Below are 23925 nucleotides of genomic sequence, written 5' to 3'. Positions count from 1 at the left end.
CCGAAATAGCCCGAAATAATCGATGCGTCCATGGCAAAAAGCGGTATACCACATCAAGTTCGACTGAAAGTATTGACTATCTTTAATCCGCATTTGTCCTGATACAGCGATCCAAATGCAACAGTATATGATTTCGGGATGGATTTTAATCAATCACCCTTGGTAATTTCCAACCTGAATCTTCAAGCCTAACTACCTATTGAACAAATGAAAGTACTCGTAATTGACATCGGAGGATCTAACATCAAAATACTCGCCACTGGGCAGCCGGAGCGTATCAAGATTCCTTCGGGTCGCGATTTCACCCCGGAAGACATGGTACCTTTGGTCAAGGAAGCCGCAAAAGACTGGGAATACGAAGCCATCAGTATCGGATTTCCCGGTGTAGTCAAGCAGGGGAAGATCGCTGCAAACCCCGTAAATATGGGTTTGGGCTGGAAAGATTACGACTTTGAAGCGGCTTTTGGCTGTCCGGTCAGGATCATCAACGACGCCGCCATGCAGGCATTGGGTAGTTATGAGGGCGGCAAATTACTTTTTATGGGCTTTGGTACCGGGCTCGGTACTGCCTTTGTTTTCGAGGAGCTAATCCTTCCGATGGAGGGAGGACACTTGCCGTTCAAACAGGGTACTTTTGAAACCCACGTTGGGAATGACGCCCTGAAGAAGATGGGAAAAAAACGCTGGAAAGAGCACGTTTACCTAGCGATCGGGCATTTCAGGCGCTGCTTCCAGCCGGATCAAATCGTACTTGGCGGAGGAAACTCTAAACTACTCGAGGACATTCCCGAAGATTGCGTCTTGGGCAACAACAAAAACGCCTTTGCCGGAGGCTTCCGACTTTGGGAAAAATCCTACAAGTTTTGATAATCCGCGGAAACTAATTTCCGACTTTCGTCATTCAAACCTAGAATTGGATTTCGCCCAAACGCGGATTCCAGAAAAATCTTTCCATCCTATCCACCTTTTCATTCATGAGTCAAGTCAAATCCGACGCCCTGGTTTTTTACGGTGCTACCGGCGATCTCGCTTACAAGAAAATTTTTCCCGCACTTCACATGATGGTAAAGCGCGGACACCTAGATTCGCCGATTATCGGTGTGGCACGCGGAGATTATGATCTCGAAAAACTCCGGGCCAGAGCCAAGGAAAGCATCGAAAAACACGGACAATACGAAGAAAAATCCTACGAGAAATTCTGCAGTCTCCTCGCCTTCGTCGGCGGTGACTACACCGATCAGGAGACTTTTAGACGGATTCGGGAAGCACTCGGCGGTGCAAACAATCCCACGCATTACCTGGCCATTCCTCCGGTCCTTTTTCCTACGATCATTGCTCAGCTGGACAATTCCGGCTGTGCCAAAGGCGCGAGAATCATCGTCGAGAAGCCTTTTGGCACCGACTATGACTCCGCAAAAGCGCTGAATAAGGTTCTGCTGGCAAAATTTGCCGAGAGCGCCATCTATCGGATCGACCACTATCTGGGAAAAAGACCGGTAAACAACATCGTCTTTTTCCGGTTTGTCAATTCGCTTTTGGAACCAGTTTGGAACAAAAAGTACATCGAAAGTATCCAGATCACGATGGCTGAAGATTTTGGCATTCAGGGACGGGGAGCATTCTATGACGTCACGGGAGCCATCCGGGATGTGATCCAAAATCACCTGTTCCAGATTCTCTGTAATCTAACCATGGAGCCACCCAAAGCTTTGGACAGCGAATCGATCCGCGATGAGAAAGTCAAGGTACTGAAAGCCATCTCGCCGCTTCGTGCACAAGACGTGATCTGTGGACAATACGAGGGATACCTTGGCGAAAAAGCCGTGAAGGAAGGGTCGAAGACAGAGACCTTCGCAGCGTTGAGACTGCACATTGATTCTCCCCGCTGGGAAGGGGTGCCGTTCTTCATCCGTGCCGGAAAAAATCTTCCCGTCACCTGTACCGAGATCGTGGTCCGCTTCAAACATCTGCCCTCTGCCTACTCCGGCATCGCCGCTCAACCCAACCATATCCGCTTTCGCATAAGTCCGGATGTAACTGTCGCTTTTGGGATGTTAATTATGGCACCGGGAGAAGATATGTCGTCTGTTCTCTCCGAAGTTCAGGGAAACCCCACCCCTTTCCCTAACGAAAAAGAAGCCTACGAGCGAGTCCTCACCGATGCAATGGCAGGAGATCCGACGCATTTTGCTCGTCAGGACTATGTCGAAGAGGCATGGAAAATTGTCGATGAATACCTTTCTTCGGATCACCCCGTTTATAGGTATGATATCAAATCATGGGGGCCCGATATCGTGAATGAACAGATCCTACCTCTTGGAGGTTGGAACGACCCCGTCGTAACGAAAAAAAAATAAATGGAAATCAGAACGTTTCAGTCTTCGAATGAAGTAGCAAAAGAAGCTGCTTTGTACATCGCCGACAGCATTAGAGTACACATTGCAAAAAAAGGATTCTTCACCCTTGCAATCAGTGGCGGCCGCACCCCTTGGGAAATGATCAAGGAACTGGCAACCCAGGATTTGCCATGGGAAAAAGTATTCCTTTTTCAAGTGGATGAACGGGTCGCGCCGGATGGACACCCAGACCGAAATCTGACCCAACTATTCAAGTCTATCGAAGGCACTTCCCTGATGACCCGACTGAATATCTTCCCAATGCATGTCATCGCCGAAGATCTGGAAGAAGCCTGCGCCGAATACAGCGATAACATCAAACGGATCACCGAAACCGGAAAATTCGACTTGATCCATTTGGGAATCGGAACGGACGGCCATACGGCATCCCTTGTTCCGGGAGACAATGTTCTGGAAGTTCAGGATAAAGATGTCGCCTTGACCAACGACCCCTATCAAGGCCGACAACGCATGACGCTCACCTATCCGCTGATCAACCAAGCCGAAAAAATCCTCTGGGTGATCACCGGTGAAGAAAAAGCAGAGATGCTGAGTCGTCTTCTCAATCAAGACCCCAGCATTCCGGCAGGAAAGGTCGCGCAAGGACACGCAATCATCCTGACCGAAGAGGCCGCCGCAGTAGCCATCAACTAAGCATCAGGGCTATCCCAGTGTTGGGATAGCCCATATTTTTTTTTGCAAAGCAGCTCCCTCGCTTACTCTCGACTCAGACTATCAAGTCGACTTTCAAAATTCCATTTAATGGGTATCTTACTGCAAAATATTCCAGCATGCAGGACCTTTTTGCCCAGAGCCTAAAATCACCCCACAAAACCGCGATCATTGACCCGAAAGGAAGCTATACCTATCATCAGCTCCACGCAGAAAGTGATCGGATAGCCGCAGTATTGCTGCAGGACAAAGCAGACTTGAACGAAGCAAGAGTGGCTTTTATGATAGCCCCAGGCTTCGACTATGTCCGAATTCAGTGGGCTATCTGGAAATCCGGCGGCATCGCCGTCCCTCTGTGTACTTCCTATCCGCTTCCTTCGCTCGCTTATGTCCTCGAGGACACACATGCCGGGATCGTCGTGGCGGGTCCGGAGTATGAGGAAATTCTAAAAGATTATTTGTTGGAAAAAGGGATACAGCTCCTGACTTTGTCAGAAGTAGACTCCTTTCAGGCACAAAGGTCCCTTCCTAAGATCGATGGAAATCGCGGAGCGATGATCCTCTACACCTCCGGCACCACGAGCCTTCCCAAAGGTGTCCTGACCACTCACGCAACCATCGAATCACAGATTTCGACTTTGATTCAAGCCTGGAGATGGACTTCCGAGGATCATACACTTTGTCTGCTTCCACTTCACCATGTGCATGGCATCATCAATGTGGTCTCCTCCGCACTTTGGGCCGGAGCCACGGTGGAATTTATGCCCTCATTTGACGCCAAGGCCGTTTTCGGGATTTTCCTGAAAGGACAATTGAATGTATTCATGGCGGTCCCGACGATCTATTTTAAGCTGATCTCCGAGTTTGAATCTTATTCAACGGAAGATCAGCAGACACTTTTCGCGGCCATGGAAAGGTTTCGCCTGATGATCTCCGGATCTGCCGCCTTGCCTGTCTCTGTCATGGAAAGATGGAAGTCCATCTCGGGCCACTACCTCCTGGAGCGCTATGGCATGACCGAGATCGGAATGGCAGTCAGCAATCCTTACGAAGGCGAGCGAAGAGCTGGACACATCGGCCAGCCGCTTCCGGGAGTGGAAGTACGACTGGTAGACGAGCAAAATGGACCCGTCGAAGCTGGACAGCCGGGGGAAATTCAGATCAAAGGCCCTTCCGTCTTCAAAGAGTACTGGGGAAAGCCGGAGGCAACCGCCAAGTCTTTCACTCCAGATGGCTGGTTTCAGACCGGTGATATTGCCGTGTTGGATGATGGCTACTACCGGATTCTAGGCCGGGACTCGGTGGATATCATCAAGTCAGGCGGCTACAAGATCTCCGCATTAGAGATCGAAGAAGTACTGAGAAAGCATCCGGCAGTGCTCGATTGCGGCGTGGTGGGAGTCGCCGACGAGGAATGGGGCGAGCGGGTTGCGGCGGCTTTGGTCGTCGAAGCAGAGATTGATCTGAAGGAACTAAACACCTGGATGAGAGCTCAAATGCCCGCTTACAAGACTCCCCGAACCTACCTTTTCGTACCCGAACTTCCCAGCAATGCCATGGGCAAAGTGGTCAAAAACGAACTTAAGACACTTTTTATAAGCACTCCACAGGGATGATCAAAGGTCTCGCTGTATTGTCATTTTCATTTCTGCTGGGCATGTGGTGTGGCCAGCTACTCGGTGCTTGGCTAGCTATCAATACCAATGTCGGCGGGGTGGGATTTGCCATGATATTTCTGCTCCTGTCCAAGGAGTTTCTAAGCAGAAAAGGTTGGTGGAGTGGGGAGCTGGAGTTTGGGATTGAGTTTTGGAACAAGCTCTATATCCCAGTCGTCATCGCCATGGCCGCCAGTCTCAACGTCAAGTCAGCGCTCTCCTCCGGATGGCTGGCGATCGTTGCGGGGATTCTTCCTGTTTTATTGGCCTTTTGGGTTTTTAAGGCCCTGATCGGAAAGTTCAATCCTACCCAACGATGAGCGAACTCATCCAAGTCATCGATAAAAACGGGCTGATCGTCGCTTTTCTCCTAGTCGGCTTATTGACTTGGCTCACCGACCTTTTCTCCAAAAAAATCCTCAACTCACGCATTCCGGGTTCTGCCATTGCCATCTTTTTGGCTTTGGTCTTCGGCTACTTGGGCGGTGTACTGGCAGATGGAGAAAAAGGCCTCGCTGACCTGCCGCTTTTCCAGGGACTTTCGGTCTTGGGCGGCTCCATGTTTCGGGACTTTGCCATCGTGGCGACAGCCATCGGAGCCAGTTTCATCCTGATCAGGAGAAGCGGTCTTTTGGGCTTGATTTCGCTGATTTTAGGGATTGGAGTATTCTTCATTTCTGGGGTCGCCATCGCCTGGATGATGGGCTACCGGGATGCGGTAAGCCTATGCACCATTGGAGCCGGAGCCTGTACCTACATCGTAGGGCCGGTCACTGGCGGAGCCTTGGGGGCAAGTTCAGAGGTCATCGCTCTGAGCATCGGTACCGGCGTGGTGAAGACGATTGCGGTCACGATCCTGACTCCGGTGCTAGCCCGTAAGATCGGTCTGGACAACCCCGGCGCAGCCATGGCTTTTGGCGGGATCATGGGTACTTCCAGTGGTGTGGCCGCCGGATTGGCGGCAACTGATCCCAAACTGGTTCCGTATGGGGCGGTTACTGCCACGTTCTACACAGGTTTGGGATGCTTGGTTTGTCCTTCGCTTTTCTATTTGCTACTCAAAGCAATCGTAGACTAGCTGGTTTCGTGTAAGCCAACCAACCGGAACTTATCCGGGTCAAGCAGCCGTTATCAACCCACAAGATTCCTTTCACACGCGCCACGATGGAAACACAACTTTTGATCAAAAACATGGTTTGCCCGCGCTGCATCGAGGCAGTGACGGATATTTTTTCTCAGGAAAACCTGGAAGCGCAAGTGGAACTGGGAAAGGTCACTCTGAAACAAAGTCTTCCCAACGAACAAAAAGAAACCCTAGCCCTGGCCTTGAAAAACCGGGGTTTTGAACTACTCGAGTCCGGCAACGCCGCACTTATCTCACAGATCAAAACGTTGATTATCGACCAGATCCACCATCAGGACGATCTTCCCGAAATCAACCTATCCACCTACCTTTCGGAACAAACGGCGCAGGAATACACCAAGCTGAGCAAGCTCTTTTCTTCGGTAGAAGGCATCACGATTGAAAAGTTTTACACCCGGCAAAAGATCGAAAAGGTAAAGGAGTTGATCTTTTACAACCAACTTACCCTCTCAGAGATCGCCCATCAGCTCGGCTACAGCAGCGTGGCATACCTCAGTGCCCAGTTCAAGAAGGAAACCGGCATGACTCCCAGCGAATTCCGGGAAAACGGGAAAATTGGCCGGAAAACACTAAGCGAGATTTAAAGCCTCTCTCCTTTCGCAATAAAAGCTGCGACGAAGAGAGTTAATGTGGTTTAATGATCACCGATCCGGTCGGCAAGTCACAAAATCTTATAAACTTTTCCCAAAATTCCGTAACAGATTCGGCTTTGGACTTTGGCAACTTTGTAAGGTAAAATCAACGAAGCCATGGAAAAGGAATTGAAACAGAACAACTCTACACAAAAGCAGATCTTTCCGGTCACGGGAATGACCTGCGCGGGTTGCGCCTCCAGTGTTGAGACCATACTGCAATACACCGACGGCGTCAAGTCTGCCGCGGTGAACTTTGCCACCAATACCGTCCAAGTCGAATACGATGCCACCACCACGCCCGAAAAACTCAATCTGGCGCTGACAGACATCGGCTACGGACTGGTGATCGATTCGCAGGATGTGAATGAAACTGTCCGTGAAGAGCAGGAAAAAAAGTATCAGGAAGTCAAAAAGCAGACGATTGGTGCAGCATTATTGACCCTGCCTGTCTTCATCTTGGGGATGTTTTTTATGGATTGGGAGCCAGGCAAATGGATCAGTCTGGGGCTTTCGATCCCTGTTTTGTTCTTTTTCGGAAGGCATTTCTACCAAAATGCCTGGAAGCAGGCCCGTCACGGGAAAGCCAACATGGACACGCTGGTCGCGCTCAGCACCGGGATCGCTTTTATTTTCTCGGCTTTCAACCTGTTGTTCCCTGAGTTTTGGCACAGCCGGGGTATTCATCCACACGTCTACTTTGAAGCCGCGACGGTGATCATCGTCTTCATTTCCTTCGGAAAGATGCTCGAGGAAAAAGCCAAATCCCAGACCGGAACAGCTTTAAAAAAGCTGATCGGCCTGCAGCCAAAGACATTAACCCGCATTCAAAACGGTAAACAGGAAGAGATTTCTATTGAATCAGTCCAGTTGGGCGACCGGATTCTAATCAAGCCAGGAGAGAAAATCCCCGTGGACGGCAAAGTGCTGGAGGGCAGCAGCTTCATCGACGAAAGTATGATCAGCGGTGAGCCTGTGCCTGTAGAAAAGAAATCAGGAGATACCGTTTTTGCAGGGACGATCAACCAAAAAGGGAGCCTGGAGATCACTGCAGAGAAAGTCGGGGCCACGACGCTCCTCGCCCAGATCATCCAGCGGGTGCAGGAAGCGCAGGGCAGCAAAGCTCCGATCCAGAAATTGGTAGACAAGATCGCCGGGATTTTTGTCCCTGTGGTGATCGGGATATCGCTGGTGACTTTTGTGATCTGGTTGATCTTTGGGGGAGAAAATGCCTTTTCCCATGCGCTCCTGGCTGCAGTTTCGGTGCTGGTCATAGCCTGTCCATGCGCCCTGGGACTGGCGACTCCAACCGCAATCATGGTGGGCGTGGGCAAAGGTGCCGAAAACAACATCCTCATCCGCGATGCCGAAAGCCTCGAGCTCGGACATCGCGTCAATGCCGTCATCCTGGACAAGACCGGGACGATCACGGAAGGAAAACCCACGGTGGGCGGTATGCAGTTTACAGTGAGCAGAGGGCAGTATGCAGTAGGTAATGGGGAAGATGTCAGCGATAAACCTTTAGTAGTAAGCGGTGGCGTTGACGATTTACCACTCACCACTCACTATTTACCAATCCTGCATGCCTTAGAATCCAAATCCGAGCATCCCTTGGCTGAAGCGGTGGTAAAGTTTTTGGAGGAAAAGGGCGTCGAACCAGCGCCGTTGCAAAGCTTTGAGAGCTTGACCGGACGCGGAGTGAAGGGGACTTTCGAGGGCAAAACCTACTTTATCGGCAACCCCAAACTCTTGCAGGAGAACGGGATCGCTATCACCGATGACCTGGCTGCAGTCGCCAAAACCTGGAGTGAAGCGGCGCAGACTGTTATCTGGTTTGCAGATGAGGAAGATGCGTTGGCCATCTTGGGCATTCAGGATCAGCTTAAACCCAGTTCAAAGGCAGCGATCGTCCAACTCCAAAGTTCCGGCGTGGAAGTATATATGCTTACGGGAGACAACCTCCCGACCGCCACCGCCGTGGCCAAGGAAGTGGGAATCCGGGATTTCAGAGCTGAAGTGATGCCTTCGGACAAGTCCCAGTTTGTCAAGAACCTGCAAGAAAAAGGCAAAGTCGTAGCCATGGTCGGTGATGGGATCAACGACTCAGAGGCTTTGGCACAGGCGGACGTCAGTATCGCTATGGGACACGGCTCGGATATCGCGATGGATGTCGCCAAGATCACGCTGATCACGTCCGATCTGGAGAAGATCCCGCAGGCGTTGCGTCTCTCACATCTGACAGTCAACGGCATTCGGCAAAACCTCTTTTGGGCGTTTATCTACAACCTAATCGGCATCCCCATCGCAGCCGGTATCCTCTACCCCATCAACGGCTTTCTGCTCGATCCGATGATCGCGGGAGCGGCGATGGCTTTCAGCTCGGTGTCGGTGGTGATGAACAGCTTGAGACTGAAAGTCAAAAAGTTGTAGGATTGGAAAATGGGAAAATTGCAAAGTCGGTCTGACCGGACATTTACCGAAGTCAGGCTGACTCCTGCTAACTAATCCACGCTTCGTTGTTGGTTGGAAACTTGCAAAATGGCAGCTGGTCGATTCTCAGGAGTTCAGGTATCTTGAAGTCCATTGGAGGAAAAAATAGGACGTCGGTAAAGAAATGCGAGACAAATGAAATTTATCTACGAAATTGACCGATAGACACTGTTTAGTTATTGAAACCTCCAACCTTCCAACCTTAACCCACCTTCACTTGAAACACACGCTACTCACCCTTTCGGCGGCCACCCTGCTTTCAGCAGCTGCAATGGCCCAGCAGGACGGTTTTCTCCCCTCCCAGTTTGCAGATGAAAAGAATTTCGAAGTAAACTTCCTGAAATCAGACAAATTCAGCCGCTTCAAAGGCCACCTAGCCGAGCTGACCAAGAACCCGCACATCGCCGGCACGCCGGAAAATGAACTCGTGAAGGACTACATGGTGAAGATCATGGCGGACGCGGGCATGGAAGTCAAGGTCTGGCCTTATGACGTCTACCTGCCCAACAATCCCGGCAAGTCCGAACTCCAGATCATCTCTCCTGTTCAGATGACTCTTTCGCAGAAAGAAGGAGTGATTGACGAAGATCCGTTCTCGGATGATCCGCGACTTCACCTCGGTTTCAACGCCTTCTCCGGCAGCGGTGACGTCACCGCAGAGGTGGTCTATGTGAACTACGGCACGAGAGAAGATTTCGAAAAGCTTGCCGAGATGGGAGTTGATCTCAAAGGAAAGATAGCCGTAGCACGGTATGGAGGCAATTTCCGCGGATACAAAGCCAAATATGCCGAGCAATACGGAATGGTCGGTTTGGTCGTATACACCGATCCAAAGGATTCCGGTTTTACCAAAGGTGAAGTCTACCCGAAGGGGCCTTTTTTCAATGAAACGACCATTCAGCGGGGGTCCATGTTGACACTGGACTTCACGGGCGATCCTTTGACACCTGGCAGACCGGCGTTGCCACTGGACGGTAAGAAAAAGATCAAGCGGGACGACCCGGCCGATGTAGCCTTCCACACGATCCCGGTAACACCGATTGGCTATGGCGCTGCCAAAGAAATCCTCAGCCGCATGACTGGCTCGGAAGTTTCCGAAGCTTGGCAGGGCGGATTCGATTTCAAATACCGGATCACGGGAGGTTCTGAACTGAAAGTGCGTGTGATGGTAGACCAAAAGCCTGACTTCATCCGTGCAAACAATGTCGTTGGCACTTTTGTCGGCAAAGACTATCCCGATGAATGGATCATCCTTGGCTCACATTACGATGCTTGGAGCTTTGGAGCCACGGACCCCAACTCAGGCACTGCCATGTTGTTGACCTTTGCGGAAGCACTGGGTGACTTGTACAAAAGCGGCCAGAAACCTTCCAGGTCGATCCTCATCGGACATTGGGACGCGGAAGAGCAAGGCGTGATTGGCTCGACGGAATGGGTGGAGCATCTGAAAGACGAACTCGGTGCCAAAGCTGTGTCCTACATGAACTTTGACGGAGGTGCCTCCGGCCGCAACTTCGGTGCTTCCGCGGCGCCCACTTTGAAAAAACTTATCATCGACGCATCCAAGGAAGTCACCTATCCCGATTCGGCCAAGACAGTCTTTGAAATCTGGGCAGGAAAAAATCCCGAGCCGGGAATCGGCAACTTGGGTGGCGGCTCCGACCACATTGCCTTCTACATGCATGCGGGCATTCCGTCTCTGAGCGGGGGCTCCGGCGGCCCTACGGCCTACCACTCCAACTCTGATAATTTCCATTACTACTCCAAGTTTTCCGATCCTAGCTTCAAGATGGGAGGAGCCGTTGCACAGGTTTTCGGCTTGGTTGCAATCCGGCAGGCCAATGCCGCAGTGATCCCCTACGATGTGCCGAGGTATTCTCAGGATTTGAAGGGGCATTTTGAGCAGGCTGTGAAAAATGTCAAGGAACTCGAGCCCAGTTTCTCGGGATTTGATCAGGTGGAGGCAGCGCTGAAGGCCTTGGAGGCCAGTTCGGAGGCCTATAAGCACTCGCTGTATAAAGCGTTGTCGGAGGAAGTCCTGGAAACTGAACATTTGAAAAAGATAAATGCCGGACTCATCGGCTTGGAAAAAAGCTGGATCGACCCCAAAGGCATGTACTACGGACAATGGTACCAGTCCCTCTACGTCTGCAACGATCCCTTCTCCGGCTACGCGTCCTGGATTCTTCCCGGCATCCAGTATGAAGTGGCCATCCGCAGCACCGCAAGACTGGAAGAGTGGGACACGAGATATGCCAAGGCGATCATGGATCTGAGCAAGAAGATCGACGCACTGACCAAGCTCCTTCTTTCAAAGAAAAACGCTTGATCTGAAGATTGATAGAAAAGGGTGGGACGAATAATTCCACCCTTTTTTTTTGCCATTCCCTTCTTCTACTGGAAAAAGCAACGAGTCCAACCGGCTCAAACTACCCACCTGATCCAGTTTTTCCCTATTTTCGGTTCAAAAATCACACGTCATGTCAGGATTTATCATCGGTCGGATCAAAGGCATCAGCTATGCGGTCAAGGGATTTTTTCTCTTAATCAGAACCGAGCACTCCATCATCAGCCAATGCATCATCGGGTTGATTTTTACCGGGCTGGGCTTCTATTTGAAGATTGATCGGGTGGATTGGGCACTCCAGGTGTTCGCCATTGGGCTGGTGCTTTCTGTCGAAAGCCTAAATACAGCTGTGGAAAAAGTCTGCGACTTCATCCATCCTGACTATCACGAAAAGATCGGTTTTATCAAAGACATCGCTTCCGGTGCTGTCGCTTTCGCTGTCTTGACCGCAATCCTGATCGCACTATTGATCTATGTCCCGCACTTGATTGGATAGGTTTGACGGGAGCCTGGAGAAACATGCCGTTTGTAAAAAAAGCGCATTAATGTCATCCTTTGTCATAAAACAGGAAAGTCCCACCATCCTAAAACGATATATTCGTGGCCGATTCGCTAAGAATCCATTCTGATTAAACCCTAATTTCATTTTTGACATGTCAAAAATTTCAAAGACCCTGCTAGGCTTGCTTGCCCTACCACTTTTAGTCAGCTGCAGCAAGTACAAGCCATCCCAAACCGCTGATCTCGCAGAACTCACGGCCTATTTCTCTTCCGAGGGGATCGTTTCTGACAGCATCGGAGCAGACAGCACCGAATTGCTCATTACCAATTTTGCCGGCCCGGACCTGGTTCCCAGCCCTTCTTGTCTCGCCGTAGCAGCTACCGGAGAAGTATTCGTCGGAGTCGATATGATGGGTTCCTTGGGCAAATTGCCGGGCAGAGGAAGTATAGTCAAGCTCGTGGACAGCGATCATGACGGCGTGATGGATTCCCATACCGAATTCACCAAAGTCGATAATCCCAGAGGTATCATCGCCATGGGAGACCAGGTATTTGTCCTGCATACCGTCTTTGGGGCAGACAGCCTCGCTACAGGAATGGACTTGGTGGTCTTTGAGGACAAAAACAAAGACGGAATAGCCGACGGCGCATCCAAGCCTCTGATCACTGGGATCAGCACCAAAAATCAACTTCAAAGCCGTGGTACAGATCACTCTACCAATGGCATCCGCATGGGCATTGATGGCTGGATCTACATCGCCGTGGGTGACTTTGGCTTTGTCGACGCAGAGGATCGCGACGGAACCAAGCTGACGATGCTTGGCGGTGGAGTCGTACGGGTAAGACCTGATGGCACCGGGATGGAAACCTATACGCACGGCACGAGAAACATCTATGACGTGGCGATTGACCCATTCATGAACGTCTATACCAGAGGCAATACCAATGACGGGGGCGGCTGGAACATCCGTTTTATCCATCACATCCAATCCGGAGAATATGGATACCCAAGCCTTTTCAAAAATTTCACTGACGAAATCCTGCCAGCTCTCGTGGACGTAGGCGGAGGATCTGGTACCGGCGCGTACTTTATGGATGACGAGCGCTGGCCTGCCAAGTACAACCGCGTGCCGATGATGGCCGACTGGGGCAAAAGTCAACTTTATATCCACCGTGTATCGTTGGACGGACCGAGCTTTACGCAGCAGGATGAGAACTTCATCAAGCTTTCGCAGATCACCGACGTGGACTTGGATGGCTCAGGCCAGATGTATCTTGCTGCTTGGGACGGTGCCGGCTTCCGTGGCAATCCGGACAAAGGCTACGTAGTCCGGGTGGTTCCTGTCGGTTACCAATACGAAGCATATCCTGACCTGAAAGCGGCATCTGTATCAGAATTGGCCGAACTGCTCAAAGCGAGAAATTCTGTCACCCGACTGGATGCCCAGCAGGAAATGCTGACCCGATCCAAAGATGAAGCGGCCGCAGCAGCATTGCTGATCGCTCAGGACACTTCCCTCCCACTGGATGCGAGAGTAGCCGGGATTTTCACCTATGCCCAGGCAGCCTGTGGTTCCGGCGTTCAGGAATTGTTGAAACTGGCAGAAGAAGACAAGATCCGTGAGTTTGCACTTCGGGCGATGACTGACCAGAAAAGCTGTATCACAGGTGTTCCGGTGGATCTATTGATCGCTGCTGCTGAAGATGCCAATCCACGGGTTCAGGCTGCGGCAATCGTCGGACTGGGCAGATTGGGAGATCCAAAAGGGGTAGATGTGCTCTTGGACGTGGCAGTTCCTGCCTCCGCTAAGATTCCTGCCAAAGACACCGAAGGTCCTCACGCGACTCCAAATTCCGCCATCGTCCTTCCCCACTTGGCTGTGAAAGCCTTATTGGATCTGAATGCTGTGGATGCGACGGTTGAGGCCATTGACTCTGACAATTACAAATTGGCGCTTTGGGCGCTTCGAAGCATGCACGACCCGAAGGCTGTGGATGGGTTAATCGCTGCTTTCGCAGAGACTGACAATGCGGATAAAAAATCAGAGATCCTCACGACACTTTCCAGGCTTTATCAGAAGGAAGCTCCCTACGACGGCAGCTGGTGGTGGGGAACCCGTCCGGATACACATGGCCCTTACTACAAAGCAGAGAATTGGTCTGAATCCGAAAAAATCAAGACCTTCCTTGTGTCGGAAGTAAGCAAGGCTGACAATTCTCAAAAGCTGTATTTCGCAGCACTCAATGACAGACACCGATTGGGAATCGTCGAGATGGGCACCGAGTCAGCACCGCCGGCTGTGGAGGAAGCCACGATTGATCTTGAATCCATCAAAAATAAAAAAGGCCAGGTTGGGGCGGCTTCGATCGAAGACGTAATCTTGGCAGTAGGCGCGCTCAAAGGTGATCCAGCCATGGGCAAGACCTTGTTTACCAGCCAGGGTTGCATCGCCTGCCATGCCATCGAGGCAGGCCAGGTAATGAAAGGACCGTTTATGGGTCAGATTGGCTCGATCATGAACAGAGACCAAATCGTTGAATCAATCCTGAAACCTAATGCGTCAATCTCTCAGGGATTTGCTTCCGTTCAGATCACAACCAACGATGGCAAGTTCTACATGGGCTTTGTCACGGCTGAGTCTGCTCAGGAACTGACCATCCGGGACATCACGGGTACTGCGACCAAGCTGGAAAAGAAAAATATCAAGGAAAGAAAAGAGCTTGAAAACTCGATGATGCCCGCTGGACTGGCCAACTCACTTTCCTATGAGGAGCTTGCTTCGCTGGTGAACTTCCTGTCACAGCAGAAGTAATTTCTTTAATATTCCCACTCAGAAGCCGGAAAAGAGAACCTCTTCCGGCTTCTTGATTTTTAACCTCACCCGACTGCTGGAATTCGGACGGGCTGGATTTCTTCTTTAAATTTCGCTCCTCACCGGACTCGTTGACCAATTTTGCCCTATGAAACCCAGATGGATCCTGGCGCTTCTTTCCTTTTGCTTCCTCCTGGAGTCCTGCGATTCGAAGGAAGAGGTTCAGCAATCTCCCGGGAGAAATAGCGTCAAGGAGTTTAACGTGGTGCCGGGCGAAGACGAAAAGATAGATTCCGCCCTGGTCAAAAAAGGCCAAGTGCTGGTGGCGTATTCCGACTGCTACCAATGCCATAAGGAAGAAGACAAAGCCAAGGGGCCATCCTTTTCTGACATCGCCCGACGCTACCCAATGCAGGAAGCCTACATCGACATGCTTGCTCGAAAAGTCATTAGCGGCGGATTTGGAGTGTGGGGATATCCCGTGATGAGTGCGCATCCCAGAGTGTCGATCGACGATGCCAAAGCAATGGTGATGTACGTGCTTTCGCTGGAGGGAAAGTCAAGCTGAGTGGCGGGCCGTGAGCTTTGCCAAACCACTCGACGAGCTCATCAACCGAGTTAGGTACAAGTGTTTTGACTACAACCTCGACAAGCTCGGTGTCCGGGAGCTATTGGTCTTGTAGGCGGAGGATGAAAAGCGGCTGCGCCGCTTTTCATCCTCCGCTCCATCCAAAACAATGTTTCGGTGGTCGAGCTTGTCGAGACCAATTCGTAAATTTTAGATACTGGTGCAAAAAACGGATATTCATTTTCAATCTTACTTGAGATCCAATATTGACCTCCTATGATGTACAGCTTTACCGTCCTTTTTTCCACGTTTCTGCTCTTTGGCTTCCCAAGCGATCCGCCCGTCAAAGTGGAGATGGTGACCAACTACGGGACCATTGTCCTTCAACTATCGGATGAAACTCCCCTTCACCGGGACAATTTTATCAAACTCGTTGAGAGCGGGACCTACGACAGTTTGCTTTTCCATCGGGTGATCCAAAGCTTCATGATACAGGGGGGCGACACGAAAAGCAAGCACGCTGATTCCGTGGCTCGATTGGGGGATTCTGATCTGCCCTATACCATTCCGGCGGAGATTGTTCCCGATCTTTATCACAAAAAAGGAGCCTTGGGAGCTGCCCGCACCGGTAATCCAGCCCGTGCATCCAGCAGCACGCAGTTCTACATCGTGCAGGGAAAAATCCAGAATGACAGCCTCTTGACACACAACGAAGGGAGAATCAATAAGATGCTCGCCCGACACTATGGGACGAATGATCCCGCCAACAAACCGCTCATTGACTCTCTGGAAGCCGCCAGAACGCAAAAGGATACGGTGCTATCCAAAGAACTGGACACCCGCCTGAATTCGATCTTGGACAGTTATTGGAATTTTGACAAGTATCAGATTCCGGAAGCCCATCGCCAAGTCTATCAAACCCTCGGTGGCACACCACATTTGGATCAGAACTATACGGTTTTTGGAGAGGTGATCTCCGGATTGGAAGTCGTCGATGCCATTGCCGCGGTCGACACCGACTCGCGGGACAGGCCGCTGGGTGACGTACGAATCTTGAAAGCACGGATACTGCCCTAAAAAATTTGGCTCCAAGCAGAACATTCCAAAGACCAAATGAGTATCTTACTCATAGTTCAAATCAACTGATAAACATTCATCCCAATGGCAAAGCAACCTGAAACCAAAAAAAATGACAAGAAGAAACCTGCCTTGTCTCTGAAAGAAAAGAGGGCCGCAAAGGCTGATAAAAAGAACAGCAAAAGCAAGGATTGATCAGGTATTCCTGATACAAAGGAAAAAGGACAGCCGCACGCTGTCCTTTTTCTTTTTGCTTAAGCATAGCCTCTGTATTCGAAACACGCTTTGAAAATCCCTATTTTTAGTCAGAATTTATACCAACCTATACCTATCCAAAGTGGAACTCCTGATTATTCTTTTGCTGGTATTGCTCAATGGAGTATTTGCAATGTCCGAGCTTTCACTGGTTTCCTCCAGAAAATTCAAACTGGAAAATGCAAAGCGACGCGGCAGCTCTAACGCAAAGATCGCTTTGGAACTCGCCGAAAACCCGACCAAATTTCTTTCGACCGTCCAAATCGGCATCACCCTTATCGGGATCTTGCTCGGTGTGTACTCAGGCGAAAACCTCACCACCGATCTGGCAGCTTCGATCTCTAAAGTTGAGATTCTAGCTCCCTATGCAGGTCCAATCGCTACCGGATTGATCGTTCTCTTGGTTACCTACCTGTCGATAGTCTTGGGGGAATTGTTCCCAAAGCGACTGGGAATGACCTTTCCGGAGCCTATCGCAATGGTGGTAGCGAAGCCGATGCGAATCCTCTCCATGGTCGCTGCACCTTTTGTTTGGCTGTTGTCTATCTCCAATGATTTCCTGTTGACCCTTTTTGGCATCAAAAACACCTCCGAATCCAAAGTGTCCGAAGAAGAGATCAAAGCCATCATCAAGGAGAGCGCGGAGGGCGGCGAGATCATGGACATCGAGCAGGACATCGTGGAGCGCGTCTTTGAGCTCGGCGACCGGCGGATCAACACGCTATTTACCCATCGGACAGAGTTGGTCTACTTCAATCTGACGGACACTTGGGAAGAAGTCCGCTCCAAGATCAACAATGAAAAACACTCCGCCTATCCGGTTTGCAAAGAGGATGACCTGGACGATATCGTAGGGATGGTGTTGGTCAAAGACCTTTTCGCACCCGGCCTGGAGCAGGATTTTGATATCCGGAAAGTTTCAAGAAAACCGCTTTTCATCAACGAAAACTCCTTTGCCTACCAGGTTTTGGAGCTTTTCAAAAAGGAAAAGATGCACTACGGGATCGTCATCGACGAATACGGCAGCACAATGGGTATCGTGTCAATGGATGATGTGATCGATGCCTTGGTGGGAGACGCGAGTGAATCCGATCACGAAGAATACCAAATTACCCAACGGGACGAAAACAGCTGGCTGGTCGACGGCCAGTTTGCCATCATCGACTTTGTGAAATATTTCGATCTCAATATCCTTCTGAAAACCAAAGGATTCACGACTGTCGCTGGATTGATGATCCACAAGTCAGCGAGTATCCCGGAGGTCGGCGACAAGGTGATTGTCGAAAATCTACAGCTGGAAGTGGTAGACAAAGACGGGCAAAGGATTGATAAGATTATGGTGACACGCCTGGAAGCCTGAAGTCCATACATCAAAGGAAAGTCCAGAATTCGATCTTTACTCAAGCCTTAATTCAGACCACTCCCAAATACACCGAATCAGAAAGTGTTCGCTTTTTGGAGATATAATTTTTCTGACTGAATGCCAGATAAACGTGCCATGACTTGCTTAGATAATAACTGCGAAGTTTAAAAAGGTGCTCACCTTGCTCTCTGAAATTTCCCAAATCAATCCAATCCATGGTAGTATTTTCGGTATCATGAATGACGATAAATGCCTGATCTGAAGGTTTGGCGCTGGATATCCAGGAATTGTTTCTCCAGATAAACAGAATCCCCTCTTCCACTTTCTCAGCTTTAGCACCTTCGGGAGGCATCAGCGATCCGCGGCTCACTTTGATCAATGCCGGATCGATCCGATAATCTCTTCCGTCGAGCGCAAAACAGTTTTTGCGGGTATAGGAAACACAGGCATGATAGGGCAAACTCGCTCCTACCGTATGTTCTTGGTACCCGAAGGCAATCGCTCTTCGGAGGGTTTTGAGATACTTCTGAACCATGGCAAACATCCCCTGTGACCGCTCGTTGAGGGGAGATTTCTTCATCCGCTTCTTTTGGGCGTTGGTTCGCCTGCCGGGCTTTCTCCGGGTGTAGGTGACCCCATTAATCTGGTAAAAAATCATGTCCCCCATGGTTCCCTGGATACCATTCAGGAGGGTATTTGCTACTCTAGCCATAGTTCCCCTAGGTTAAATCGGTATCCGAGTATAGTGAAACTAATATTAAACTACAAGTATTCAGAAAGTTATCATTGAATATTCACTATCCAAAAAGTAGTTAAAAGCAGATACCTGATCCTTTTGACTAGAGTCAAACTTGGTTTTGAATTGGTTTTGGTCTGGTTATCTCCTTAGAAACTGTTACTACATCCACTACGCTGATACCGGAATGAGGTACAGGGTTCGTACCGTATAGCTGATTGGGTTACTGCTTAGCTGTTTGATTTGAAGCACGGAGACTTACCATTCCCTCTACTCTATGAAATTTGACGATGTCCGTCATTTTTTTGAGGGAGACTGCTAAGGGTCTGATCTTCCAATTCGGTGTACTTGCCCTTGCTAGGTTTGGGACCGGACATAGATCAGGTGGCATATTTCGAGGATCAATACAAAGATTTTCAAATCCAAATGGGATTTCCACCGGTGAGTCATATCTGCTTTACGGTCAGACGAAACCAAATCCCCAAGACCTTTGAAGCTTTCAAGGAGTTTGTGCATTCGGGTGTCATAGAATAGGATCTGTAAATTGAGGCAGGGATCATGAGAATCCTGTGGATCATGAGAATATGGGAGATAAGGCACAATTGTTTCAAGATCCCTTCCCTTAGCAAGGATATCTTTTGGGATCATGTTTTCCATGGACAACTTTTCCACCTTGCAGGCTGCATACCCTTCATTGCGGATCAGATAAGCAGCCTCCATCAGCCGGGAAAATTGGATAATAAATAAGATGCTGTCTTCCTTTTTTTTCCAAAAGTTACCTGTGACGTCATAGACGGCTTTTAGTTCGATATCACCAAGGGCCGTTCTTGCCATAGGCAGTGGATAGTGATCCTGGAAAAATTGTAAAAGTACTTTTAATGGATTTTGAAGCTCATCATTAGAGAGATGTTGTGGGACAAAGTCCTTTGGTTCCGGAGATATATTAATCTGATTTTCTACAATGGTCCGACTGTCCTTGCCGATGTTGTAATTGGTGACTTGATACATGATGCTGTGGGCTTTAAATGAAACATGGCCCAAAGTCAAAAGAAGGAATAGGGATAAAAAACTGGGGAGGAGGTAAATTATCCCTGATCGAAAAGCTGTTTTTCAGCGATTATTTGTTTTGAAAGCGAAGCATTTTCGGAAAAGGCTTCTAGCTCTTACCAATACTTCTAATCCAAACTATACCTACCATTTAAATTCACATTGCCAAGCTTGCGGGAATTCCTCATATTGGAAGAAACATAAATTCTCCAGTTTCTTTTTAATGGCTTTTAACGAAGACTCAAGGGTAAAAATTCCGGCTATTCTCCACCTGATCCGACTTGGGTTTACCTATATTCCTCAGGGTGAACAGTATCGTCGGGAAGACACCAATATTTTTCAAACAATCTTCACCGAAAGCATACTCAAACTCAATCCCCATTTGGATGAGTCGGACATCAAAAGATTACTGGACGAAATCACTTTAGAACTGGGTTTTGATGATTTGGGAAGAAAGTTTTTCCACCGGCTGACAAGTGGTAGGTGGATCCAAAAGAACCTAATTCAAAATCAACATCTTTCTTCTCTTCGGGATTGGCAATTGCCGATGCTGATGAATGGGCAAGTGACGGTGGAGGATGCGGAAGAACGGATAGAACCAAAAACACAGCTTAGCATTTAGTGGTAGTTGGTAATTTCGTAGAGCTAGATTTTTTTTCCCTTCTGAAACTCACCTTGATTTAGTTATTAGTCTTTCGAAATATTGAGGACTTCAATTGAATGGATTCTGTCTAATCTAAACCTGCGATCGGCATTTCTTAAAAGACATTTCCCTTCCAAATATTTAATTATCTTCTCCTCCGGAACAAGGCCTGTGCTATGATCATACTCAGTAATTCCAAAATCGGTAACTGTTCTAACAGTTCTCTCACCAATCCGTCCAACATACTCAATGCGGAGAAATCGTGATTTATTCATTTCAATAAAATCCTCAACTGGAATTAGTTTCTGGTCTGGTTCAAATTTTGGCCATGAATCTTCCTTGTATTCTATTGGTGTCAAAATTCCTTTCTCCGGGTCGATTATAAGTGACTTTGGTTGATTTTTAACAAAATCGAAACCTTGAAAATAATACCAACCATTAAGGAAAAAAACAGTTGAAACTCTAAGTAAAACAGGATAATTGGAAGATTCAATTTCAAAAAGATATGTCAGTTTATCAATTTTGGATTGATTAATCCATTTGACAAAATCATTACTATAAATTGGAAGGACCTGAAGTAACTCAACTGGTAATACTTTCTCAGAGTATTTCTGGCCAATTGGATTAAACCACTTACATTTTACAAGTCGGCTCGAAATTTCTCTAGAAGCCTTTCCAGTTTCTAAATCAAACTTAACATCTCTATTATCGGAGCTTTTAACACTCATAACAAGCATAACTGGAGGAACGAAGGAATTAATATGATTTTCGCTTCTAGTCGGGCTTTCATTGCGGAAAGAGAGTGACAGTTTCCTTTTACCGACCTCTAATTTGGCAGTTTTAAAAATCACATTATAGTTAATGATTGTTCCAGATTTTGTTGGTTCTGATTTTTCGATGATTTTAAGTTGCTTCTCTTCAAACCACGATTCTTCAAACTGATGTTTATCATGGTTAAACCAGAAACACTTGCAGCTTTTAGAGCCTTTTTCATGAATTTCTTCACCATCAATAGGATCAAAGCTGCCTTTTTTGTGAATTAAAATCTCACCAACTACCATTAAAGGTGGAACGTGATTTGGCTCCCCGGCCAAAGTTGGGTCAAAAACCCCACCCTGATCGTCAAAATAATGATGGGTTTTGATTGCAACGATATCACCAATCTCAAAAATTTCCATTTAGTCTAAATTTTAGACTTACAAATTACTAATCTTTTATTATGTTTGATCTAAGCCTCGCGGAAAATGTGCTTTATCGATCATTTGGCTTAGGACCATACGGCTTCATGAATCTATTTGAATCATGGGCTGACTATTACCAAAGGGAAATAGGAAAAGGATTGTCCATGTAATGGTTCCACCACTGAGGAATCTTTCTGATAAATACCCTGATGAAGGGAAATATCAAGAGTTCTAAGTGTTCAGACTCTGGAAACAGGTCAAATACTGAACCAATTACTAAAGTTACAGATAAGACCAGTAGTTTGATGATTAATTTCTTCATTGACTTCATATTTATTTGTTTAACACAATTGAAAATTAGCGTGACTCAAGAACTTGGGTGCCGGTCCGACTTGTAAAAGGGTAAGATTGATTATAGATACGCCATACATCCCGCGAGGCCCTTTTTTATGCATGAAGAAGAAAGAAAAAAATGGTTCAAAAATCGGGGATACCTTCACCTAAGCCCAAAACTAGACCTGGATAAAAAAAAGAAGGTGATCTTGAAATGGATAACCAATCCAGAATTTGTTTCTAAGTATTCATTTTTTCCACTAATCCATTCCACCATAAAAGAAAGAAGATACAAGCTAAACAAGTCTAGTGGCATAAGGTCCCATATAAGCTCTTCTGGAAAAAGCAACGCAAAAGTTAGACCACTACATTTTGCATCGCATCTTGACAGCATGATATTTGGGTTTTATGCCGAAAAATTAAAAACACTTTATGAAGAAGTTCTTGGAAAAGACTCTTTAACCTCTGAATGCATAATTGCATATAGACAAATACCTGATCTAAAAAATCCAGGAAAAAACAAAAGCACTATCCATTTTGCAAATGAAGCTTTTCAAGAAATCAATAATCAAACAGAAAAACTTGGCGAATGTAGTGTCCTTAAATTCGATATAGAAAAATATTTTAGTGAAATTGATCACGTACTACTAAAAGCTTCATGGAGCGAGTTACTTAAAGAAGATAGATTACCTCTAGATCATTACAAAGTTTTTAAAGCTACAACGGATTTTTCCTATGTTTTAAAGGATGATTTGAGAATCTTTAAGAAAGGAAAAGGAAGAAAATTAGGATTTGATGAAAAAAAAATAGCAGAAAATAGAAAAAATGGAGTCGAATCATTCTTTTCAAATGCAGGTGAATTTAGAGAAGCGATAAAATCTGGAAAGCTTAAAATCTATAAAAACCCATTTTGGTCTAAAAATGAAAAAAGACGAAAAGGAATACCACAAGGACTTCCTATATCTGCTATATTAGCAAATTTGTACCTTTTGGATTTTGATAAAAGGGTGGTTGAAGAAGTTGTTTTAAAAAGAAACGGATGTTATCGGAGGTACTCAGATGATATACTAATAATTTTACCAAAAGAAGAACAAGAATGGGCTAATGAATTTATTAACAATCTTATTTTAGAGAGAAATGTAAAAATCAGTAAGGATAAAACTGAAATATTTACTTTCAAAAAAATATTTACTCCTAAAAAAATTACAATAGTTGGTGAGTTAAATGGTACAAACAACAAACAAGGTCAAATACCACTGAACTATCTAGGGTTTGATTTTTATGGAAACAAAACTTTGATAGCATCAAAAAATCTATCAAAATTTTACCGAAGAATGAAAACCTCCATAAAAAAGAAAATAAATATTGCATATAAAAAATTTGAAAAAGACGAGATCCATAGATCTGGCATATCGATATACAAAAGACAGCTTACAAAAATTTATACGAAATTAAATTTAGAAAACTCCTCATTGATCAAAAAAAGAAAAAAGCTAGTAAAAAACATATATGGATATCATGTATATAAAATATCCTCAAAGGAACCCCCTTTTAGAGGCAATTATTTAACTTATGTTAAACGTGCATCTGAATTAATGAATGAACCCAGCATTGAAATTCAAATAAAAAATCATAAAAAAATATTTAACAAATACATCGCCCAAAGATTAGAAATTAAAAATCATAACCATTGAATCCCAAATGCTCCTTTTCAATTCTCTAGAAAAATTTGGTTCTACCACGAATTTAATGGAAATGGTATCTTTAGGCAAAAAGATGTTCACAGAGAATTTTTTCACAAAGCTGCTTGATCTGGAAGACGGTTGGATAGTTGAATCTGTAGATTCGGATTTAACAAAGGAGGAGATCTACATACAGGTTGTTTGTGTGTTGGATCAATTGGAAGACGCTGGATCCGGAGAGTTCTGCAAGGTTTATGATTATGCGCCGGAGCGTTCTTGGAGGCATTTGGACACGATGCAATATAGGACTTACATCAAGTGTCGGCTCCCTCGAATCAAAGCCTCCGACGGAAAAGTAAAGACTGTTCAGCCCAACTGGGCCTCGGGTTA

19 protein-coding genes and 1 pseudogene are annotated in these 23925 nt (G+C 47.2%); 17 read left to right on the top strand and 3 right to left on the bottom strand.

What is annotated here, in order from left to right; all coding sequences use genetic code 11:
* Window positions 1-207 precede the first annotated feature (207 nt).
* The 14 genes from G459_RS0118865 to G459_RS0118785 all read left to right on the top strand — a co-directional run bounded on the left by G459_RS0118865 (window position 208) and on the right by G459_RS0118785 (window position 17910).
* The gene (locus G459_RS0118865) at window positions 208-867 is read left to right on the top strand and encodes an ROK family protein (RefSeq protein WP_026969038.1); all 660 of its coding nucleotides are present in this window, start codon (window positions 208-210) and stop codon (window positions 865-867) included.
* Between the two features lie 107 nt (window positions 868-974).
* The gene (gene zwf / locus G459_RS0118860; protein WP_026969037.1) at window positions 975-2357 is read left to right on the top strand and encodes a glucose-6-phosphate dehydrogenase; all 1383 of its coding nucleotides are present in this window, start codon (window positions 975-977) and stop codon (window positions 2355-2357) included.
* Complete coding sequence (pgl, locus tag G459_RS0118855; RefSeq protein ID WP_026969036.1) at window positions 2358-3050, top strand: 6-phosphogluconolactonase; 693 nt, start codon at window positions 2358-2360, stop codon at window positions 3048-3050. It abuts the gene before it with no gap.
* Window positions 3051-3187: 137 nt separating this feature from the next.
* Entirely contained in the window at window positions 3188-4684 is a 1497-nt protein-coding gene (locus tag G459_RS0118850; protein ID WP_026969035.1) for an acyl-CoA synthetase, read from the top strand.
* Window positions 4681-5043, top strand: coding sequence for a malonate transporter subunit MadL (locus tag G459_RS0118845; RefSeq protein ID WP_026969034.1), 363 nt, complete (start codon window positions 4681-4683; stop codon window positions 5041-5043). The genes G459_RS0118850 and G459_RS0118845 overlap by 4 nt, the downstream gene beginning before the upstream one ends.
* Complete coding sequence (gene madM, locus G459_RS0118840; RefSeq protein WP_026969033.1) at window positions 5040-5801, top strand: malonate transporter subunit MadM; 762 nt, start codon at window positions 5040-5042, stop codon at window positions 5799-5801. The genes G459_RS0118845 and madM overlap by 4 nt, the downstream gene beginning before the upstream one ends.
* Window positions 5802-5887: 86 nt before the next feature.
* Window positions 5888-6451: a helix-turn-helix domain-containing protein gene (locus tag G459_RS0118835; protein WP_026969032.1), complete on the top strand. Its 564-nt coding sequence runs from the start codon at window positions 5888-5890 to the stop codon at window positions 6449-6451.
* 165 nt (window positions 6452-6616) lie between these two features.
* Window positions 6617-8929, top strand: coding sequence for a heavy metal translocating P-type ATPase (locus tag G459_RS0118825; protein WP_026969031.1), 2313 nt, complete (start codon window positions 6617-6619; stop codon window positions 8927-8929).
* A 331-nt stretch (window positions 8930-9260) separates the two neighbouring features.
* Window positions 9261-11318: a M28 family peptidase gene (locus G459_RS0118815; RefSeq protein ID WP_084454577.1), complete on the top strand. Its 2058-nt coding sequence runs from the start codon at window positions 9261-9263 to the stop codon at window positions 11316-11318.
* 151 nt (window positions 11319-11469) lie between these two features.
* Window positions 11470-11832, top strand: a complete 363-nt coding sequence (locus G459_RS0118810; protein ID WP_026969029.1) for a diacylglycerol kinase — start codon at window positions 11470-11472, stop codon at window positions 11830-11832.
* Window positions 11833-11989: 157 nt separating this feature from the next.
* Entirely contained in the window at window positions 11990-14650 is a 2661-nt protein-coding gene (locus G459_RS0118805; protein ID WP_026969028.1) for a DUF7133 domain-containing protein, read from the top strand.
* A 148-nt stretch (window positions 14651-14798) separates the two neighbouring features.
* Window positions 14799-15218 carry a c-type cytochrome gene (locus tag G459_RS0118800; protein WP_035456419.1) on the top strand — a complete coding sequence of 140 codons (420 nt, stop codon included), beginning with the start codon at window positions 14799-14801 and terminating at the stop codon, window positions 15216-15218.
* Window positions 15219-15494: 276 nt separating this feature from the next.
* Window positions 15495-16295, top strand: a complete 801-nt coding sequence (locus G459_RS27930; protein WP_035456417.1) for a peptidylprolyl isomerase — start codon at window positions 15495-15497, stop codon at window positions 16293-16295.
* A gap of 337 nt (window positions 16296-16632) precedes the next feature.
* Window positions 16633-17910 carry a hemolysin family protein gene (locus G459_RS0118785; RefSeq protein ID WP_026969025.1) on the top strand — a complete coding sequence of 426 codons (1278 nt, stop codon included), beginning with the start codon at window positions 16633-16635 and terminating at the stop codon, window positions 17908-17910.
* A gap of 52 nt (window positions 17911-17962) precedes the next feature.
* Here the strand turns inward: G459_RS0118785 and G459_RS0118780 are convergent, their stop codons facing one another.
* Both G459_RS0118780 and G459_RS0118775 read right to left on the bottom strand, forming a co-directional pair.
* A complete protein-coding gene (locus G459_RS0118780) occupies window positions 17963-18625 on the bottom strand; it encodes a DUF6266 family protein (RefSeq protein ID WP_026969024.1) in 663 nt (220 codons plus the stop codon).
* A 381-nt stretch (window positions 18626-19006) separates the two neighbouring features.
* Complete coding sequence (locus tag G459_RS0118775; RefSeq protein WP_026969023.1) at window positions 19007-19657, bottom strand: hypothetical protein; 651 nt, start codon at window positions 19655-19657, stop codon at window positions 19007-19009.
* A gap of 262 nt (window positions 19658-19919) precedes the next feature.
* On the opposite strand from G459_RS0118775, the gene G459_RS0118765 reads away from it, so the two are divergent.
* Entirely contained in the window at window positions 19920-20318 is a 399-nt protein-coding gene (locus G459_RS0118765) for a hypothetical protein (RefSeq protein ID WP_026969022.1), read from the top strand.
* A gap of 65 nt (window positions 20319-20383) precedes the next feature.
* On the opposite strand, the gene G459_RS0118760 is transcribed toward G459_RS0118765, so the two are convergent.
* Complete coding sequence (locus tag G459_RS0118760) at window positions 20384-21517, bottom strand: WYL domain-containing protein (protein ID WP_026969021.1); 1134 nt, start codon at window positions 21515-21517, stop codon at window positions 20384-20386.
* A 452-nt stretch (window positions 21518-21969) separates the two neighbouring features.
* On the opposite strand from G459_RS0118760, the gene G459_RS27925 reads away from it, so the two are divergent.
* Together G459_RS27925 and G459_RS27920 are read left to right on the top strand one after the other, a co-directional pair.
* Window positions 21970-23547: a reverse transcriptase domain-containing protein gene (locus G459_RS27925; protein WP_051315309.1), complete on the top strand. Its 1578-nt coding sequence runs from the start codon at window positions 21970-21972 to the stop codon at window positions 23545-23547.
* A gap of 55 nt (window positions 23548-23602) precedes the next feature.
* Window positions 23603-23925, top strand: a pseudogene (locus tag G459_RS27920) (transposase family protein); the annotation flags it as partial.

It is taken from the genome of Algoriphagus terrigena DSM 22685, from assembly GCF_000429445.1.
Lineage (GTDB): Bacteria > Bacteroidota > Bacteroidia > Cytophagales > Cyclobacteriaceae > Algoriphagus > Algoriphagus terrigena.
This window is presented reverse-complemented; position numbering and strand designations above follow the sequence as displayed.

Coding starts and splice junctions, on each gene's coding strand:
- G459_RS0118865 (WP_026969038.1), top strand. CDS start 208: ATGAAAGTACTCGTAATTGACATCGGAGGATCTAACATCAAAATACTC.
- zwf (WP_026969037.1), top strand. CDS start 975: ATGAGTCAAGTCAAATCCGACGCCCTGGTTTTTTACGGTGCTACCGGC.
- pgl (WP_026969036.1), top strand. CDS start 2,358: ATGGAAATCAGAACGTTTCAGTCTTCGAATGAAGTAGCAAAAGAAGCT.
- G459_RS0118850 (WP_026969035.1), top strand. CDS start 3,188: ATGCAGGACCTTTTTGCCCAGAGCCTAAAATCACCCCACAAAACCGCG.
- G459_RS0118845 (WP_026969034.1), top strand. CDS start 4,681: ATGATCAAAGGTCTCGCTGTATTGTCATTTTCATTTCTGCTGGGCATG.
- madM (WP_026969033.1), top strand. CDS start 5,040: ATGAGCGAACTCATCCAAGTCATCGATAAAAACGGGCTGATCGTCGCT.
- G459_RS0118835 (WP_026969032.1), top strand. CDS start 5,888: ATGGAAACACAACTTTTGATCAAAAACATGGTTTGCCCGCGCTGCATC.
- G459_RS0118825 (WP_026969031.1), top strand. CDS start 6,617: ATGGAAAAGGAATTGAAACAGAACAACTCTACACAAAAGCAGATCTTT.
- G459_RS0118815 (WP_084454577.1), top strand. CDS start 9,261: ATGGCCCAGCAGGACGGTTTTCTCCCCTCCCAGTTTGCAGATGAAAAG.
- G459_RS0118810 (WP_026969029.1), top strand. CDS start 11,470: ATGTCAGGATTTATCATCGGTCGGATCAAAGGCATCAGCTATGCGGTC.
- G459_RS0118805 (WP_026969028.1), top strand. CDS start 11,990: ATGTCAAAAATTTCAAAGACCCTGCTAGGCTTGCTTGCCCTACCACTT.
- G459_RS0118800 (WP_035456419.1), top strand. CDS start 14,799: ATGAAACCCAGATGGATCCTGGCGCTTCTTTCCTTTTGCTTCCTCCTG.
- G459_RS27930 (WP_035456417.1), top strand. CDS start 15,495: ATGATGTACAGCTTTACCGTCCTTTTTTCCACGTTTCTGCTCTTTGGC.
- G459_RS0118780 (WP_026969024.1), bottom strand. CDS start 18,625: ATGGCTAGAGTAGCAAATACCCTCCTGAATGGTATCCAGGGAACCATG.
- G459_RS0118775 (WP_026969023.1), bottom strand. CDS start 19,657: ATGTATCAAGTCACCAATTACAACATCGGCAAGGACAGTCGGACCATT.
- G459_RS0118765 (WP_026969022.1), top strand. CDS start 19,920: ATGGCTTTTAACGAAGACTCAAGGGTAAAAATTCCGGCTATTCTCCAC.
- G459_RS0118760 (WP_026969021.1), bottom strand. CDS start 21,517: ATGGAAATTTTTGAGATTGGTGATATCGTTGCAATCAAAACCCATCAT.
- G459_RS27925 (WP_051315309.1), top strand. CDS start 21,970: ATGCATGAAGAAGAAAGAAAAAAATGGTTCAAAAATCGGGGATACCTT.